The 14,909-nt window shown below is 70.0% G+C and carries 16 protein-coding genes and 1 tRNA gene; 8 read left to right on the top strand and 9 right to left on the bottom strand.

What is annotated here, in order from left to right; all coding sequences use genetic code 11:
- Positions 1-1,125: 1,125 nt before the first annotated feature.
- Positions 1,126-1,401, bottom strand: coding sequence for a hypothetical protein (locus ACFWW9_RS15685; RefSeq protein ID WP_390377110.1), 276 nt, complete (start codon positions 1,399-1,401; stop codon positions 1,126-1,128).
- Between the two features lie 157 nt (positions 1,402-1,558).
- Here ACFWW9_RS15685 and ACFWW9_RS15680 point away from each other — a divergent pair, with 157 nt between their 5' ends.
- Positions 1,559-2,050: a GyrI-like domain-containing protein gene (locus tag ACFWW9_RS15680; protein ID WP_390377107.1), complete on the top strand. Its 492-nt coding sequence runs from the start codon at positions 1,559-1,561 to the stop codon at positions 2,048-2,050.
- Positions 2,051-2,177: 127 nt separating this feature from the next.
- Here the strand turns inward: ACFWW9_RS15680 and ACFWW9_RS15675 are convergent, their stop codons facing one another.
- Both ACFWW9_RS15675 and ACFWW9_RS15670 read right to left on the bottom strand, forming a co-directional pair.
- On the bottom strand, positions 2,178-2,990 hold the full coding sequence (locus ACFWW9_RS15675) for a CPBP family intramembrane glutamic endopeptidase (RefSeq protein ID WP_390377104.1): 813 nt from the start codon (positions 2,988-2,990) through the stop codon (positions 2,178-2,180).
- 38 nt (positions 2,991-3,028) lie between these two features.
- Positions 3,029-3,916, bottom strand: coding sequence for an alpha/beta hydrolase (locus ACFWW9_RS15670; RefSeq protein WP_390377101.1), 888 nt, complete (start codon positions 3,914-3,916; stop codon positions 3,029-3,031).
- A 76-nt stretch (positions 3,917-3,992) separates the two neighbouring features.
- On the opposite strand from ACFWW9_RS15670, the gene ACFWW9_RS15665 reads away from it, so the two are divergent.
- On the top strand, positions 3,993-4,529 hold the full coding sequence (locus ACFWW9_RS15665; protein ID WP_390377098.1) for a helix-turn-helix domain-containing protein: 537 nt from the start codon (positions 3,993-3,995) through the stop codon (positions 4,527-4,529).
- Positions 4,530-4,631: 102 nt separating this feature from the next.
- Here the strand turns inward: ACFWW9_RS15665 and ACFWW9_RS15660 are convergent.
- Both ACFWW9_RS15660 and ACFWW9_RS15655 read right to left on the bottom strand, forming a co-directional pair.
- Positions 4,632-4,705 (bottom strand) — tRNA-Pro (locus tag ACFWW9_RS15660).
- 18 nt (positions 4,706-4,723) lie between these two features.
- The gene (locus ACFWW9_RS15655) at positions 4,724-5,686 is read right to left on the bottom strand and encodes a metallophosphoesterase (protein ID WP_390377095.1); all 963 of its coding nucleotides are present in this window, start codon (positions 5,684-5,686) and stop codon (positions 4,724-4,726) included.
- Positions 5,687-5,751: 65 nt separating this feature from the next.
- On the opposite strand from ACFWW9_RS15655, the gene ACFWW9_RS15650 reads away from it, so the two are divergent.
- Positions 5,752-6,222 carry a GatB/YqeY domain-containing protein gene (locus ACFWW9_RS15650; RefSeq protein WP_390377092.1) on the top strand — a complete coding sequence of 157 codons (471 nt, stop codon included), beginning with the start codon at positions 5,752-5,754 and terminating at the stop codon, positions 6,220-6,222.
- Between the two features lie 490 nt (positions 6,223-6,712).
- On the opposite strand, the gene ACFWW9_RS15645 is transcribed toward ACFWW9_RS15650, so the two are convergent.
- Positions 6,713-9,184, bottom strand: a complete 2,472-nt coding sequence (locus tag ACFWW9_RS15645) for a penicillin-binding protein (protein WP_390377089.1) — start codon at positions 9,182-9,184, stop codon at positions 6,713-6,715.
- A 251-nt stretch (positions 9,185-9,435) separates the two neighbouring features.
- On the opposite strand from ACFWW9_RS15645, the gene ACFWW9_RS15640 reads away from it, so the two are divergent.
- Complete coding sequence (locus tag ACFWW9_RS15640) at positions 9,436-9,738, top strand: WhiB family transcriptional regulator (RefSeq protein ID WP_259628853.1); 303 nt, start codon at positions 9,436-9,438, stop codon at positions 9,736-9,738.
- Positions 9,739-9,750: 12 nt separating this feature from the next.
- On the opposite strand, the gene ACFWW9_RS15635 is transcribed toward ACFWW9_RS15640, so the two are convergent.
- The 3 genes from ACFWW9_RS15635 to ACFWW9_RS15625 are packed head-to-tail and all read right to left on the bottom strand — an operon-like array spanning position 9,751 to position 12,167.
- Positions 9,751-10,878 (bottom strand): ArsA family ATPase, encoded by a 1,128-nt coding sequence (locus ACFWW9_RS15635; protein WP_390377086.1) that lies wholly within the window; start codon positions 10,876-10,878, stop codon positions 9,751-9,753.
- A complete protein-coding gene (locus ACFWW9_RS15630) occupies positions 10,875-11,879 on the bottom strand; it encodes an ArsA-related P-loop ATPase (RefSeq protein WP_390377083.1) in 1,005 nt (334 codons plus the stop codon). The genes ACFWW9_RS15635 and ACFWW9_RS15630 overlap by 4 nt, the downstream gene beginning before the upstream one ends.
- A gap of 36 nt (positions 11,880-11,915) precedes the next feature.
- Positions 11,916-12,167: a hypothetical protein gene (locus tag ACFWW9_RS15625; protein WP_390377079.1), complete on the bottom strand. Its 252-nt coding sequence runs from the start codon at positions 12,165-12,167 to the stop codon at positions 11,916-11,918.
- Between the two features lie 74 nt (positions 12,168-12,241).
- Between ACFWW9_RS15625 and ACFWW9_RS15620 the strand changes: the two genes are divergently transcribed.
- From ACFWW9_RS15620 to ACFWW9_RS15605, 4 genes are read left to right on the top strand one after another with little or no spacing between them, the layout of a single operon-like run.
- Positions 12,242-12,397, top strand: a complete 156-nt coding sequence (locus ACFWW9_RS15620) for a hypothetical protein (RefSeq protein WP_390377076.1) — start codon at positions 12,242-12,244, stop codon at positions 12,395-12,397.
- Positions 12,394-12,852, top strand: coding sequence for a RidA family protein (locus ACFWW9_RS15615; protein ID WP_390377073.1), 459 nt, complete (start codon positions 12,394-12,396; stop codon positions 12,850-12,852). The genes ACFWW9_RS15620 and ACFWW9_RS15615 overlap by 4 nt, the downstream gene beginning before the upstream one ends.
- 22 nt (positions 12,853-12,874) lie before the next feature.
- Positions 12,875-13,492, top strand: coding sequence for a hypothetical protein (locus ACFWW9_RS15610; protein WP_390377070.1), 618 nt, complete (start codon positions 12,875-12,877; stop codon positions 13,490-13,492).
- Positions 13,493-13,527: 35 nt separating this feature from the next.
- The gene (locus tag ACFWW9_RS15605; RefSeq protein ID WP_390377067.1) at positions 13,528-14,745 is read left to right on the top strand and encodes a hypothetical protein; all 1,218 of its coding nucleotides are present in this window, start codon (positions 13,528-13,530) and stop codon (positions 14,743-14,745) included.
- The last annotated feature ends 164 nt before the right edge of the window (positions 14,746-14,909 follow it).

Here is a 14,909-nt window from a genome sequence, read left to right as displayed (position 1 = left end):
CCCCCACCCTTTTTCGTCTTGTCAAGGCGTCTTTCCAGCCTTGACAAGACGAAAAAGGGTGGGATAATTGGCGCAATCGGGGGTTGACCCTCAACACGAAACCGCCCGCCCCGGCCGACATCCGACCGAGACGGGCTCCCCACCGCTAGTGGCGGCTAGCGGCCGGCCTTCACAGCCACCGACACGTAGTCGACGACCATCGGATGCCCAGGCGACGTCCCACCAGCAGGCGTTCTCACCCCAGCGAGCGCATCCGGAAACCCACCCCCCACAGCAACGTTCAACACCAAGAACATCCCACCCCGAATCCCCCCAAGATCCCCAACGTCCCCAGCGTCCACCGAGTGGAACAACCGATCGTCAACGAACCACCGCAACCGATCCGCCCCACCGCCGCCCCCACCGCTCCGATCCCACTCGAACCGGTAAGTGTGGAACTCCGACCGACACTCGCACTCCACCACCGACCCCACCCCAACGGGCTCCCCACAGGCACCGCAATGCAGCACCCCCCAAACCCGATCAAGCCCGTTGACGCTCTCGGCGATGTCCACTTCCCCAACCTGCGGCCAGTTCCAGTAGTCCCCCCGAAACGCCCCACCAAGCCCCCAAAACGCAGGCCAGTACCCCAACGCCGAATCCCCACCCACATCCGGCATCCGCATCCGACCTTCGACCCGCAACACCCCACCCTCAGGGGCAGCGAAGTCAGCCCGCCGAGTCTCCACCCGCCCAGACGTCCACCCACCCCCATCCACCCGAGGCGTGATCACCAGATGCCCGCGCCCATCCAGCACAACAGCATCCGACGAGTACGTCTGAACTTCCCCAGTCCCCCAAGAAGCAGGACCACCCACATACCCGGTACCGGTATCGACGACCCAATCCCCAAGACCACCGTCGAAGTCGTCTCGCCAGACACCCTGCCACCGCTGATCAGTGGCCTGCACGGGCCCGGAGACAACCGCCGCCCCCAGCAGCGCCACACCAAGAGCAGTCGCCACACGCGAGCGCTTCATGGTGACCTCTCAAGGGGCGACACCCCCGCATGGAAGCGCTCCCACACCCCCTCTGTCAACGACGACCACTCACTACACCGCCTCCGTCGCGCTGCGTGAGCAAGATCTACTGCTCGGCCGTCTTCGGCAACTCGATCGGACGAGAGTCACGAGAGTCGCGACGGTCCAGCTCTTCCGCGAAAATGGTGTCCATCGTGCGCGCGGCGCGAGCCAGCGCGAACCCCGCCGCCGTGACCAGTACACCCACGGCGGCGGTGACGAACGCGAACAGCGGCGTCGTCAGCAGGCCGACGATGCTGGCCAGCGTGATGATCACCAGCGTCGTGGTCGCGGTGGCCAGCCACGTTTTTCGGGCATGGCCGACCGAGGAGATGATGCTCATGTTGGGTTCTCCCGACGTGAACGGCGTCTGGTGCGGACGCCATGTCTCGTTGTCGCGAGGGCCCCGAATGTCGTTACGCTAAGTCAGAGTTATTCGCTCTATTCACCCGATCGTGCCAACGGCGATGAGTTTTGGCGCAGAGCCGGGTCTGACCTCCATGAGCGAACCCAGAATCACCCACCGCGAAGACCAGCCGTACGTGGCGATTCGCGGTGTGGTCACCATGCGGACGATCCCCCAGATCGCCGACCGCTTGGGCGAGGTCTTCGGCTGGCTCGGCTCGAGGGGTGTCGAGCCGGCCGGAGCCCCGTTCTTCAAGTACGACCGCATCGACATGGAGAACACCCTGGAGATCGAGGTCGGCGTCCCCGTGGCCACTCCCATCGCAGGTCAGGGCGATGTGGAGGCGGGCGTGCTGCCCGCGGGCCGGTACGTCGAGGTGTCCCACACCGGCCACCCGGACGACCTGATCGACGTCACCGGGCACCTGCTGGGGTGGGCCGCCGAGCAGGGGCTCACGTTCGACATGCGCGAGTCCCCCGAGGGGGAGCTGTGGGGCTCCCGCCTCGAGTTCTACCTCACCGACCCGGCCGAGCAGCCGGACATGGCGAAGTGGGACATGGAACTCGCGTTCCGCCTGGCCGACTGAACCCCAGCAATTTGCACAACGCCTAAGGGCGACGCAAATCACACTCACGTCCTTGCCGAATGACATGGAATGTTCGCATTCGAAACGCTTTTTGCGGACTCCATTTCCCGACCGCCCCCCGCCCGTTTCAGCTGGAACGGGCGGGGCGGTGCAGGGCGAGCAGCACGGTGGCCACGAACACCTGCACCGCGATCGTGAACGCCTGCGTCACGGGTGACGGCGTGCCGAGCAGGGCGACGCTCGTGTTCACGCCGAAGTGCACGGCGATCGCCGCCACCACGCCCGCGCGCTCGTAGGCGTAGCCGGTCAGCAGCGCCATCGGGAAGACGCTCAGCGTGAACAGCAGCCCGCTCAGGCTGACCAGGCCCATCACGTTCTGGATCGTGCCGGGGATGAAGAACAGCGGCAGGTGCCACACCGCCCACGCGGCGCCCAGCAGCAGGCCCGCCTGGACGCGGCCCATGGACTCGAGCAGCCGCGGGTAGGCCGTGCCGCGCCAGCCGGGCTCCTCGGCCAGCGGACCGCCGATCAGCATGCTGACGATGAACGGCGCGACGCCGCCGACGGTCGCGATCAGGGACCGGCCCGACTCCAGGTCGAACGCGGGACCGCCCGCGGCCTGCGCCAGCAGCGCGGCGGCCACCACGGTCCCCACGGCCAGCACCAGCAGCGGCACGACCCACAGCAGCCGCGCGCTCAGCCGGAGCCGCACGGTGTGGGTGGGCACGAGGTCGTGGCGGCGGCCGCGGCGCAGGCGGACCGCGATGGCGCCGACGACCGGGCCGAAGCCGCCGAGCAGGTACGGGATGACGGTCGGGGAGGTCATCGCCGGGCCGCCGAGGGCGATCGCGGTGCCCCAGAGCGCCCACGTCCAGGTGAACGTGACGGCCCAGAACAGGGCGAGGCCGCTCTTCCGACGGACAGGGGTTTCGGTGATCACGGTGATCCCTTTCAGGGAGTTCGGGGAGGTCAGGGGAGTCAGCGGAGTCGGGTGGTCAGCCAGCCCGCGACCAGCGCGAGCAGGTCGGGGTCCACGGGACGGCGGAGTTGTGCCGGGTAGGAGCGCGGCGACGGGCGGCCGGGGTCGCGGCGCAGCAGGTGCGTGAGGTCGGGGACCCGGTGGACCTCGACCTCGCCGGGCACGAGGTCGCGGACCACGTCCAGGTCCGCGGCGTCGACCTGGACGTCCTTGTCGCCGGTGACCGCGAGGACGGAGCCCCGGATCCTCGCCAGGTCCTGGCGCGAGTCGTGGTCGAGCATCTCCCGCATCCACCGGGCGTTGACCGGCATCCCGAGGACCCGTGCGACGTCCGTGCGGGTCTTCCGCACCCGCCCCAGCAGTCGGGCGACCACGGCCCGCAGCGGCGTCCTCAGGGGCCGTGGAAGGCCTTCGGTGATCATCGCGGCCTGCCGGAGCATCGCGGCCTCGCCGGACCGGGCGTAGCCGGCCAGCAGGACCACGGCCGCGACGTCCGGCCGGGTGCCGAGCGCCATGGCGTGCACGGCCCCCTCGCTGTGCCCGACCACGCCCACGGCTTCCGCTCGGATGTCCGGCCGGTCCGCGAGGGCGTGCAGCGCGGCCACGGCGTCCCGCCGGTTGTCGACGAACCCCGACGCGCGCCAGTCGCCGGACGGGACGCCGCGCCGGTCGTAACGCAGCGAGGCGATCCCGCGCTCGGCGAGCGCGGTGGCCAGCGCCGGTCCGAGGTCCATGCGGGCCTTGCGGGTGTTCGAGTCGCGGTCCAGCGGCCCCGACCCGTGCAGCAGCAGGACGGCCGGGTGCGGACCGGGCCCCTCGGGCAGGACCAGCGTTCCGCCCAGGTGAATCCCGACTTCCGCGATGACCGTCATGTCGACGTCCGGCACGTCCCCACCCCATCGTTCTCAATCATGCGAACTTTATCGCCTGTGAGAACGTTATCGTATGTGAGAACATTGGTCCATGGTTACCGCGGATCTCCTCCTCCACCCCGTCCGGATGCGCGTCCTGCAAGCGCTGTTCGACGCGGACCCGCTGACCACCGCGCAACTGCGCGAACGCCTGCCCGACATCGCGCCCGCGACGATGTACCGCCACATCGCCGTCCTGGCCGAGGCGGGCGTGCTGGAGGTGGTGGAGGAGAAGCGGGTGCGCGGCACCGTCGAACGCAGCTACCGCGTCCGCAAGGAGGAAGCCGTCGTCGACCCGGCCGCGCGCGCCGCGATGACGCGCGACGACCACCGCCGCGCCTACACGACGTTCGCCGCGTCGCTCATGGGCGACTTCGACCGCTACCTGGCCCACGACACCGCGAACCCGGCCGACGACGGCGTGGTCTACCGGCAGGCGGCGGTGTGGCTGACGGAGGAGGAGTTCGCCGCGATGGTCGAGGAGATCGAACACGCGGTCGTCTCCCGCATGGGCAACGAGCGGACCGCGGACCGCGTCCGCCGCGTCGTCAGCCTCGTCGTCGTGCCGGACGAGCCCAAGAAGTCCTAGGGGGCTGGCGGCTCTCCCCGTTGGCTCCCCAGACGCCTTCGGAGGCCGACACGAAAACAGGCCAGGAACCCGTGAAAGGTTCCTGGCCTGTGTGTTCAACCGTCGGGGTGACAGGATTTGAACCTGCGACCTCTTCGTCCCGAACGAAGCACGCTACCAAACTGCGCCACACCCCGGTTCGAACGAGGTGAACTCTACCGGACGTTCCCGCCTACTCCGAATCGGGTGCCACTAAGTGATCCAGACGTGCTCTGACCTGCGTCGACAGGACGCGCGACGAGGGTGAGGAGGCTGGCCTCCGGAGGGCACGCGAAACGGACCGGGGCGTACGGCGACGTGCCCAGGCCGGCGGAGACGTTCAGCCACATGTGCGAGCCCCAGCGGGACACGCCGCGAGCGCGGGAGCGGTCGAGGTCGCAGTTCGTCACGAGCGCGCCGTAGCCGGGGATGCGGAGCTGGCCGCCGTGCGTGTGGCCCGCCATCACGAAGTCGTAGCCGTCGGCCGCGAACGGGTCCAGGACGCGCGGTTCGGGGGAGTGCGTGACGCCCAGCCGGAGCGCGGCGTTCTCGTCGACCGGGCCCGCGATGTCCTCGTAGCGGTCGCGCTTGAGGTGCGGGTCGTCCAGGCCCGCGGCGAACACGGTCTGGCCCGCGACCTGGAACGTGCGGCGCACGTGCGTGAGGTCCAGCCAGCCCCGCTCCACCATCGCGGCCCGCAGGTCGCGCCACGGCAGGTTGATGCCGTGGATCCGCTTGGTCTTCGCCGACGGCAGCAGGTAGCGGACCGGGTTCTTCGGCCGCGGCGCGAAGTAGTCGTTGCTGCCGAACACGAACACGCCCGGCCGCGCGAGCAGCGGGCCCAGCGCGCGCACGACGGCGGGCACGGCCTGCATGTGCGCGAGGTTGTCGCCGGTGTTCACCACCAGGTCGGGTTCCAGCTCGTCCAGCGCGGCCACCCACCGCTGCTTCGACCGCTGGCCGGGCAGCATGTGCAGGTCCGAGATGTGCAGCACCCGCAACGGCGACGAGCCCGGCGCGAGCACCGGCACGGTGGCCTCGCGCAACGTCCAGTGACGTCTTTCGAAGCCCGCCGCGTAGGCGAGGGTGGCGGTGCCAACGGCGGTCGTGGCGAGCAGGGCGCGGCCGAACTTGTTCACCCCGTCGAGCCTACGGGCGTTATCGGGTGAGGCGTAATCGCCTGTTCCCGGTACCGTTCTGCCCCATGGCGGAGCTGAAGACACGGTTGCAGAACGACCTCACTGCCGCGATCAAGGGTCGGGAGACGGTCAAGGCCGGAGCCCTGCGGATGACGTTGAGCGCGATCACGAACGAAGAGGTCTCGGGCAAGAGCGCGCGCGTGCTCTCCGACGACGAGGTCCTGAAGGTGATCACCCGCGAGGTGAAGAAGCGCAAGGAGGCCGCCGAGGCCTTCGCGGGCGCGGGCCGCGCCGAGCAGGCGGAACTGGAGAAGTCCGAGGGCACCATCCTCGAGAGCTACCTGCCCGCCCAGCTCGCCGACGCGGAACTCGCGGCACTGGTCGACGAGGCCGTCGCCGAGGTCGCAGCGCAACTCGGCGAACAGCCCGGCCAACGCCAGATGGGCCAGGTCATGAAGGCCGTCAACACCAAGGTCGCGGGCCGCGCCGACGGCGGCCGAGTAGCGGGCGCCGTGAAGGCGAAGCTCGCGGGCTGACTTCCCGCGGACGTTCCCGGTCGCCACGACCCGGCACGCCCACCGGGCCCACCAGGGAAACCCCTGGCAGCGGCTTGATCAACACCCGACCGCCGAAAAATGTCGGACCCCTGCCGTAACGTGAAATCCAGGGGACCCCCTGGCCGGGGGACCTCTTGTCGGCGAGGGCTGACCACCGCGAGGACGACCGCGGCGAAGTCCCTGCCGCGAGGCACAGCCCTCCACGAGACAACGACCGCGGCGAGAAGTGCCCGCCAGTCGGGCGGACCGCAGCGAGAAACCTCCGTCAGTCGGCCCGACCAGCGCAAGAAGTGCCCGCCAGTCGAGCTCACCACGGCGAGAAGTGCCCGCCGACTGGTCGACTGCGGCGGGGGATGGTCCGCCGCGATCGGCAATCGCCGAGCGAAGCCCACCGCAGCGTGCGTGCCGTCGTGGCGTGGACCGCCGTGGCAGCGGTTCACCGGCCCCGCCGACGCAGCGGAACGGTGGATCAGCCGCCCGGCTGCGTCGGGATCGTGATGCCGCCCGGTGGTGGGTCGCCTCGGCCCGGTGGGTCTCCCTGGCCCGGCGGTTGGCCCTGGCCCGGTGGCGGGTCCTGGGTCGCTGGGGGCTGGTCGGCGGTTTGCGGTGGTGGGACGTAGCCGGAGCTGACGAACAGGGTGACGACCGCGCCCTTCAGCGCGTTGCCGCGCGGTGTCTGGCTGACGACGGTGCCCTTGGACTCCTCGGAGTTCCGGTCCTGGGTGCTGACCTTGTACCCCGCGTCCTCCAGCTTCCTGGTGGCGTCGTTGACCTTGAGGCCGACGACGTCGGGGATCTTGCTCTCGTTGCCGCCCTTGAGGTAGCGCGGGTCCGTCGGCGGCAGCGGCAACGCCGGTGAGTCGCCGAGGACGCGGGTCATCGTGTCGAAGTACGTGCGGGCGGGCACCGTGCCGCCGAAGATGTTGCCGTTCGCGCACAGCCGGGGCGCGCCGTTGACGCAGATGCCGCGCGGTTCGACGCCGTCGTTGAACGTCTGCACGGAGGCCGCGTAGTCGGGGGTCGCGCCGACGAACGCCGCGGACTTGAAGTCCTCGGTGGTGCCGGTCTTGGCGAGCATCGGCCGGGTCCACTTGAACTGGCCCGCCGCGGCGGCCGCCGTGCCGCCGCCCTGGTCGTCCTTGCTCAACCCGGTCGCGAGGGTGTTCGCGAGCGGCTCGGCGACGACCTGCTCGCACGGCTGCTCGTTGACCGGCACGGGCTTGCCGTTGCGGTCCACGACGCCCAGCAGCGGCGTCGGCGGGCACCACTTGCCGCCGCTGATCAGCGTCGCGGCCACGTTCGCCAGCTCCAGCGTGCTCACCGGCGCCGGGCCGAGGGTGAACGACGCGTTGCCGCCGTTGCCCTTGTAGAACTCGGTCTGCGAGACCCGCAGCTCCTGCTGCTTGGCCTTGGAGTCCGGGCGGACGCCCGCGATGTTCGTCGCCATCGTCTCCCGCATGCCCAGCCGCGACGCCATGTCGACGACGGGGTCCATGCCGAGCTGCTCCTCCAGGATGACGAAGCCGGTGTTCGGCGAGGTCTGCAACGCCGTCTGCAACGTCATCGACGCCGGGTACGAGGTCGACGAGTTCTTCAGGCAGTACCAGCGCGTGTCCGGCTCGCCGGTGGGCGGGCACTTGTCGCCGCCGCCCTTGAAGACCTTCGACGTGTGCGACGCGGGCGTGGCCATCGTGTTCTCGATGCCCATGCCCTTCTCCAGCGCCGCGGCCGCCGTGAAGATCTTGTAGATCGAGCCCGCGCCGAACTTGTTCTCCACGCCGCTGGGCAGGTCGAACTGGGTCTGGTTGGCGTCGGCCTTGAGGCCGTAGTCGCGGTTCGCGACGAGCGCGACCACCTCGTGCTTCTCCGAGCCGGGCCGGATGATGGCCATCGCGTTGGCGATGCCGTCGGTGTCCTTCGCGACCTGCGCCTCGGCGGCCTGCTTCGCCTGCTCGGTGATGCCGCGGTCCAGCGTGGTCTTGATCGTGTAGCCGCCGGTCTTCAGCTGCTCCTCGCTGAAGCCGTTCTTCTCCAGGTAGTTGATCACGTACGAGCAGAAGAAGCCGTTCTCCGGGCCGGCGCCGACGCAGCCGTTGGGCGGCGTGCGCACGGGCGTCGCGAGGCCGAGGGGCTCCTTCTTCGCCGCCTCGCCCGCGTCGCGGGTCAGCTTGTCGTTCTCGACCATCTTGTCGATGACCTTGTTGCGGCGTTCGAGGGCCTTGTCCGGGAACACCTCGGGGTCCAGCGCGGACGGGCTGTTCACCATGCCCGCGAGCACCGCGGCCTGCGGGACGGTCAGCTTGTCCGGCGTCGTGTTGAAGTACGCCTGCGACGCGGCGGCGATGCCGTAGATCGTCGAGCCGAACGGCACCACGTTGAGGTAGCGGGCCAGGATCTCGTCCTTGCCGAGCTTGCGCTCCAGCTGGATCGAGATGCGCGCCTCGCGGGCCTTGCGCGCGATCGTCTGCTCCTGGGCCTTCTGCTGCTCGACCTTGTTGTTCCGCGCCACGACGTGGACGAGGTAGTTCTTCACGTACTGCTGGGTCAGGGTCGACGCGCCCTGCGACACGCTGCCGCCGACCTGGTTCGTCACGGCCGCGCGCAGGGTGCCCTTCCAGTCGACGCCCTGGTGCTCGTAGAACCGGCGGTCCTCGACGGAGATCAGCGCGGCCTTCATGGTCGGCGAGATCTTGTCCGGCGGCGTGAGCACTCTGTACTGGTCGTAGAGGTACGCGATCGGCGCACCGTCCTTGTCCGTCACCGTCGTGATCAACGGGGGATCGGTGGTGACCAGGTCCGCGGAAATGCTGTCGACCGTATCGCTGGCTCGGTTGGACACGACACCGAGTGCGCCCACGGCTGGGAACAGCGTGCCGGCCAGGAGAACGCCGGCAAGCAGACACAGGCCGAGCAGCTTCAGCAGGCCGTTCCTGACTCGCACGGCGGCCAGCGTACGCGGCACCTGAACGGGTGAGAGTGACCCGCAACACTGATTACACAGGATGAGTAGACGTACTCAAGACAGATAACAGGTGCGTTACCCAGGGTTGGAGGTGGAACCGGAAGCACCTAGAGTTCGTCAACGTCCAAGTAAGGCGCCGACGGTGCACCGCTCACGTGGTGACCCTACGGCATCCGCGGCAGGGGTGTGGCGGATTTCGGAGTTTGGACAGCTCAAACGAGGTGGGGGTTATGGACCAGGGGGATTGGCGAATCAATGCGTCGTGCCGTGAGGAAGAGCCGGACCAGCTCTTCGTCCGCGGTGCGGAGCAGCGCAAGGCGAAATTGGTGTGCCTCGGATGCCCGGTCAGGACGGAATGTCTGGCCGAAGCCCTGGACAACCGGATCGAGTTCGGCGTCTGGGGTGGCATGACGGAGCGTGAGCGGCGGGCGTTGTTGCGGCGGAGGCCGGACGTCACGTCCTGGCACGAACTGCTGGACACGGCGCGTCAGGAGCACTTCGTCGACGTGGACGTTGACGTGAGGGTGGGCTAGCGGCCCACCGGGTCACTCACCGGCGAGCCTGCGCCCGATCTCGTGCAGACCATCCAGGTCGTGCACGTCGGTCGGCAGCGCGGGCACGCCGACCAGCGCCACGCCGGGGTGGGCTTTGGTGAAGCGCGCGATCAGGCGCTTCTCCCGGTCGGCGACGGCCACGCGGTCCGCGTGGAGGCGGAGCACGGCAGCGGCCAAGGGCGCGTCACCGGCGCGTTCCAGGCCGTCGGCCGCGGCTTCCGCCTTCGTGGCGGACAGCTCGGCCAGCACGGGGTGCGTGCGGTTGGCGACGAGGCCGATCAGCGGCATCTTCTCCTCGCTCAACCGCTCCACGAAGTAGCTGGCCTCGCGCAGCGCGTCCGGTTCGGCCGCCGCGATGACGAGGAAGCCGGTGCCCGGCGAGCGGAGCAGCTCGTAGGTCTTCTGCGCGCGCTGCCGGAAGCCGCCGAACATGCTGTCGAACGCCTGCACGAACGTCGACGCGTCCTGCAACAACTGCCCGCCGACGATCGTCGACACGGCCTTGGTGAACAGGCCGAACCCGGCGCCGACGATCTTCCGGATGCCCCGGCCGCCCGCGCGGGCCGGCGCGGACAGCATCCGGATCAGCCTGCCGTCCAACACGGTCGACAGGCGCTGCGGCGCGTCCAGGAAGTCCAGCGCGGACCGGCTCGGCGGCGTGTCCACGACGATCAGGTCCCACCCGCCGTCGGCCACGAGCTGGCCCAGCTTCTCCATCGCCATGTACTCCTGCGTGCCGGAGAACGACGTGGAGATGGTCTGGTAGAAGGGGTTCGCCAGGATCGCCTCGGCCCGGTCGCGGCCCGCGTGGGCCAGCACCATGTCGTCGAACGTCCGGCGCATGTCCAGCATCATCGCGTGCAGCTCGCCCTTGGGCTCGAAGCCCTCGGTCTGCACCTCGCGCGGGCTGTTGTCGAGTTCCCGCAGGCCGAGGGACTGCGCGAGCCGCCGCGCGGGGTCGATCGTCAGCACGACCGTCCGCCGACCGCGTTCGGCCGCGCGCACCGCGATCGCCGCGGCCGTGGTCGTCTTGCCGACCCCGCCCGAGCCGCAGCACACCAGCACCCGCGTCTCCGGGTCGTCGATCAGCGCGTCGACGTCCAGCAACGGTGGCCTCACCGCACACCCCGCTCCACCAGCAGCTCGGCCAGTTCGTAGAGCGCGGCGAGGTCCACGCCGTCGGTGAGCTCGGGGAGCTCCACCGACGGCAGGTCCGACTCCGCGAGCTTCACCTTCGCGCCCAGCTCCATCGTGACCCTGATGGCGTGCTCCACGGTCTCCTCGACCAGCCCGTCGATCGTCTCCGCGTCCAGGTCCAGCCCGGCCGCCTCCAGCCCCGAGCGCACGCGGCTCGCGTCCACCCGCCCGCCCGCGGCGGCGACCACGGACCTGGCGGGCAGCCGGGGCGGCCGCACCCGGTTGACCAGCACGATCCCCGGTCGCAGGTCCGCGCCGTCCAGCTCGGCCACGGCGTCCAGCGTCTCCCGGACCGGCATCTCCTCCAGCAGCGTGACCAGGTGCACCGCGGTGTCCCCGGAGTGCAGCAGCTTCACGACGCCGTCGCTCTGGCCCTTGATCGGGCCGACCTTCGCCAGGTCCGCCATCGCCTTCGTGACGTCGAGGAACTGCACCACCCGGCCGGTCGGCGGGGCGTCCAGCACGACGGCGTCGTACTCGTGCCGCCCGGACGGCCCGGTGCGCCGCACGCACTCCTTGACCTTGCCGGTCAGCAGCACGTCCCGCAGCCCCGGCGCCAACGTCGTGGCGAACTCGATCGCGCCCATCTTGCGCAGCGTCCGACCGGCGAAACCCAGGTTGTAGAACATGTCCAGGTACTCGAGCAGCGCGGCCTCCGGGTCGACGGCCAGCGCCCGCACCTCGCCCCCGCCGGGAGCCGACGCGATCCGCTCCTCCGAGTACGGCAGCGGCGGCCGGTCGAAGAGCTGGGCGATGCCCTGCCGCCCCTCGACCTCCACCAGCAGCACCCGACGACCGCCGGTCGCCAACGCCAAGGCCAGCGCCGCGGCCGCCGTCGTCTTCCCGGTACCGCCCTTGCCGGTGACGACGTGCAGCCGTGCTCGGGTCAGTTCCTGGGTCCAACCAGTCGCGGGGGATGCCACCTGGTCAGCCTAAACGCGCGTGCTCCAGCGCGTTGGTCAGTCCATCATGGTGATGAAGAACACCGCCATCGCCGTGGCCGCGACGACACCCCACGTGACCACCGACGGCAGCCAGAACGCGATCGCCGTCGCGATCACCGCCACCACGGCCAGCCCGACCACACCCGCCCGCACCACCTCGGCGTGCGACGTCCGCTTGCGGTCGCGCACCTGCGCCATGGCGACCAGCACCATCACGAGACCCCCGAGGACGAACAGGCCGGTGGCTACCGCGCGCCACGTTTCCATGAGATCAAGGTAGCTGCGGGTAGCCGTTCCGGGCAGGGTCTTCACCCGCCCGCCGGACGGCTAGGCTCCCCGCCATGACTAAGTGGGAGTACGCCACGGTCCCGCTGCTGATCCACGCCACCAAGGCGATCCTGGACCAGTGGGGCGCCGATGGCTGGGAACTGGTCACCGTGATCCCGAACCCGACCGGTGAACAGCACGTCGCGTACCTGAAGAGGGCGAAGGCATGACGACCTGGTCGAAGAGGCTGGCCGAGCTGGGCATCGAGCTGCCCGCCGTCGCCGCCCCGCTGGCGGCGTACGTGCCCGCCGTGCGCACCGGCTCGTACGTCTACACGTCCGGCCAGCTGCCGTTCGTCGACGGCGTCCTCGCCGCGACCGGCAAGGTCGGCGCCGACGTCAGCCCCGAAGAAGCCAAGCAGCACGCCCGCACGAGCGGCCTCAACGCCCTCGCCGCTGTCCACGCGCTGGTCGGCATCGACAACGTCGTGCGGATCGTCAAGGTCGTCGGCTTCGTGGCGTCCGCCGAGGGCTTCACGGGCCAGCCCGCCGTGGTCAACGGCACGTCCGAGCTGCTCGGCGAGGTCTTCGGCGACGCGGGCGTGCACGCCCGGTCCGCCGTCGGCGTGGCCGAGCTGCCGCTCGGAGCGCCCGTCGAGGTCGAACTGGTCGTCGAAGTCAGCTGAGTCGCGAAAGGCGTGATGTGAGATGTCGGACACCGAGTGGGCGTGCCACGAACTGCTCCTCCGGCTGGCCGGACGGCTGCCGGACGACATCCTCTGGCGCTTCCGCGACTGGGCCGCGACCGACGCCGTGGTGGTCCTCGCACGCGCCCTACCGCGCGCTTTGCTGCACGACCGGATCGGTCTGACGGACCTCGAGATGAACCTGCTCGCCGACGCCGTGCTGTCGAACGGGGCCGATCGGGCGATGCTGAGTTCCGTCGAAGGGGTGGACGAACTCTCCGAATCCGGCTACACCTTCACAGCAGAATCACCCGATCGTGTGTCGATGGGTGATTCCGCGACCGCGGTGCTCGGTGCCACGCTGCGCGGCCGCCAGGGGGTCGGGGAAGTCCGGACCAGCTGGCGGCAGGGCGGCGAGGACCAGGTGGCCAGGCGAATCGTCCTGATCGCCGCGACCACCGGCCACGCCCGCCTGACGGGCGAGGTGCAGCGGGTGCTGCGCGCACTGGGTGAACACGACCCGTGCGTGGAGGTCGTACCGCTCGGAATGGAACTGCCGTCCTACCACCAGGCGGCACTGGCGGCTTCGGAACCGATCTGCACCGGAGCCGAAGTCGACGGGCACCTGGTGCCCGTGTAGCGCTCGTCGATCGGCGGGCCGGAAGGAGAACAGGCGTGGCGACCGACGTGGAACTGCCCGTCCGGCTGCACGATCTCCTGTTGGCACTGGCCGGTCGCGTCGATGACGACGCGCTGTCCCAGGCTCGGGAGCTGCTGGCGGTCGCGGAACCGGATCGAGCCGTGGAACTGGTCGTGGGCTGCCTGCTCGCGGGCCGGATCGCGGTCACCGACGCCGAACGCGGCCAGATCAGCGACCTGCTCGACGAGCTCAACTCGTCGCGCACCCTCGCCGACCTGCTCAACGCGGTCGACACCCTGCCCGTGCCGAGGCACCGCTTCTCGGCCGAGTCGGACCCGGTCGGCGGCATCGCGGAGGCGTTGACGAAGGTCGTCACCAGCCTCCCCGACATCCGCTCGGTCATGTGCGTCTGGCGCTCCACACCCGCGGGCGCCTCGCCGGGACCGCTGCCGCAACGCCTGGTCCTGGTCGACATCGGCCCGCAGGGCTACGCGCCCGCCACGGCCTACCGGATCGACCGGGCCCTGCGCCGCGCCGGCGTGAGCGCCGCCGTCGAAGTCCTCCGCCCGGCCACCCAGCTCAGCGACTACCACGCGGCGGCCGTCACCACGGCCCGCGAGGTGAAGTTCAGCTCCTCGGCAGGTGGTGGCGGCCACCGCGACGAGTCCGGGGCCTGGTTCGACGGTCCCGAAGACGTTCGGGACCTGGCACCGGTGGTTGAGCCGACACCGGTGCCGGAAATCCCCGAGACCGGCTCAGAGACCACCAGACGGAACCGCGTCGAGTCCTACGAGGGCGCCCAGCCGTTCCCACCGAAGCCGGTCAAGCGGGTCGTCCGCGAACCGGTCGACGTGGCCGACGAGCCCCCGTTGCCTCCCGCCCTGACCCCACCGACCACGCCACCGGCGGTGTTCAACAACGCCGAGGTGACCATGGAACTCGGCCCCGACGACTTGGCCGCCCTCCAAGCGGCGCTGGCGGACCCGAACGGCCTGCCACCGGGCCAGGTCGCCGTGGAAGCGATCCCGGCCGCCGACGCGAAGCTCAGCGACCGCGAACGAGCGTTGCTGCAACAACTCCACGAGGAGTTGGCCCAACGCGAGGACGTCCCCGGCCAAGCCCAGGACTCCAGCCAGTGGCAGATCGACCGCTCAGGCACCCAGGGCTCCTTCCAACCCCCCGCGTGGATGGGAGCACCGCCCAACGGCGACGCCCCACAACAGAACAACGGCCACCCGCCCTACCCGGCCTGATCACCTCGCACACGCCCGGTCTTCCCTTGGGAGGCCGGGCGTTGTGCTGTCCGGGGTCTCCCTGAGCACTCGGGCTGCCTCCGGGTTGCTTGCCACACTTTGGGCGGCTGTCAGGGTTCCTGCGGGCTCTCGGCTGGTTCTCTCGCTGCACTTTGGGCCGCTGT

Origin of the sequence: Umezawaea sp. NPDC059074 (genome assembly GCF_042738955.1) — a bacterium.
GTDB lineage: Bacteria > Actinomycetota > Actinomycetes > Mycobacteriales > Pseudonocardiaceae > Umezawaea.
Note: the sequence above shows the minus strand (reverse complement) of the source record. Positions and strands in the feature narration are given on the sequence as shown.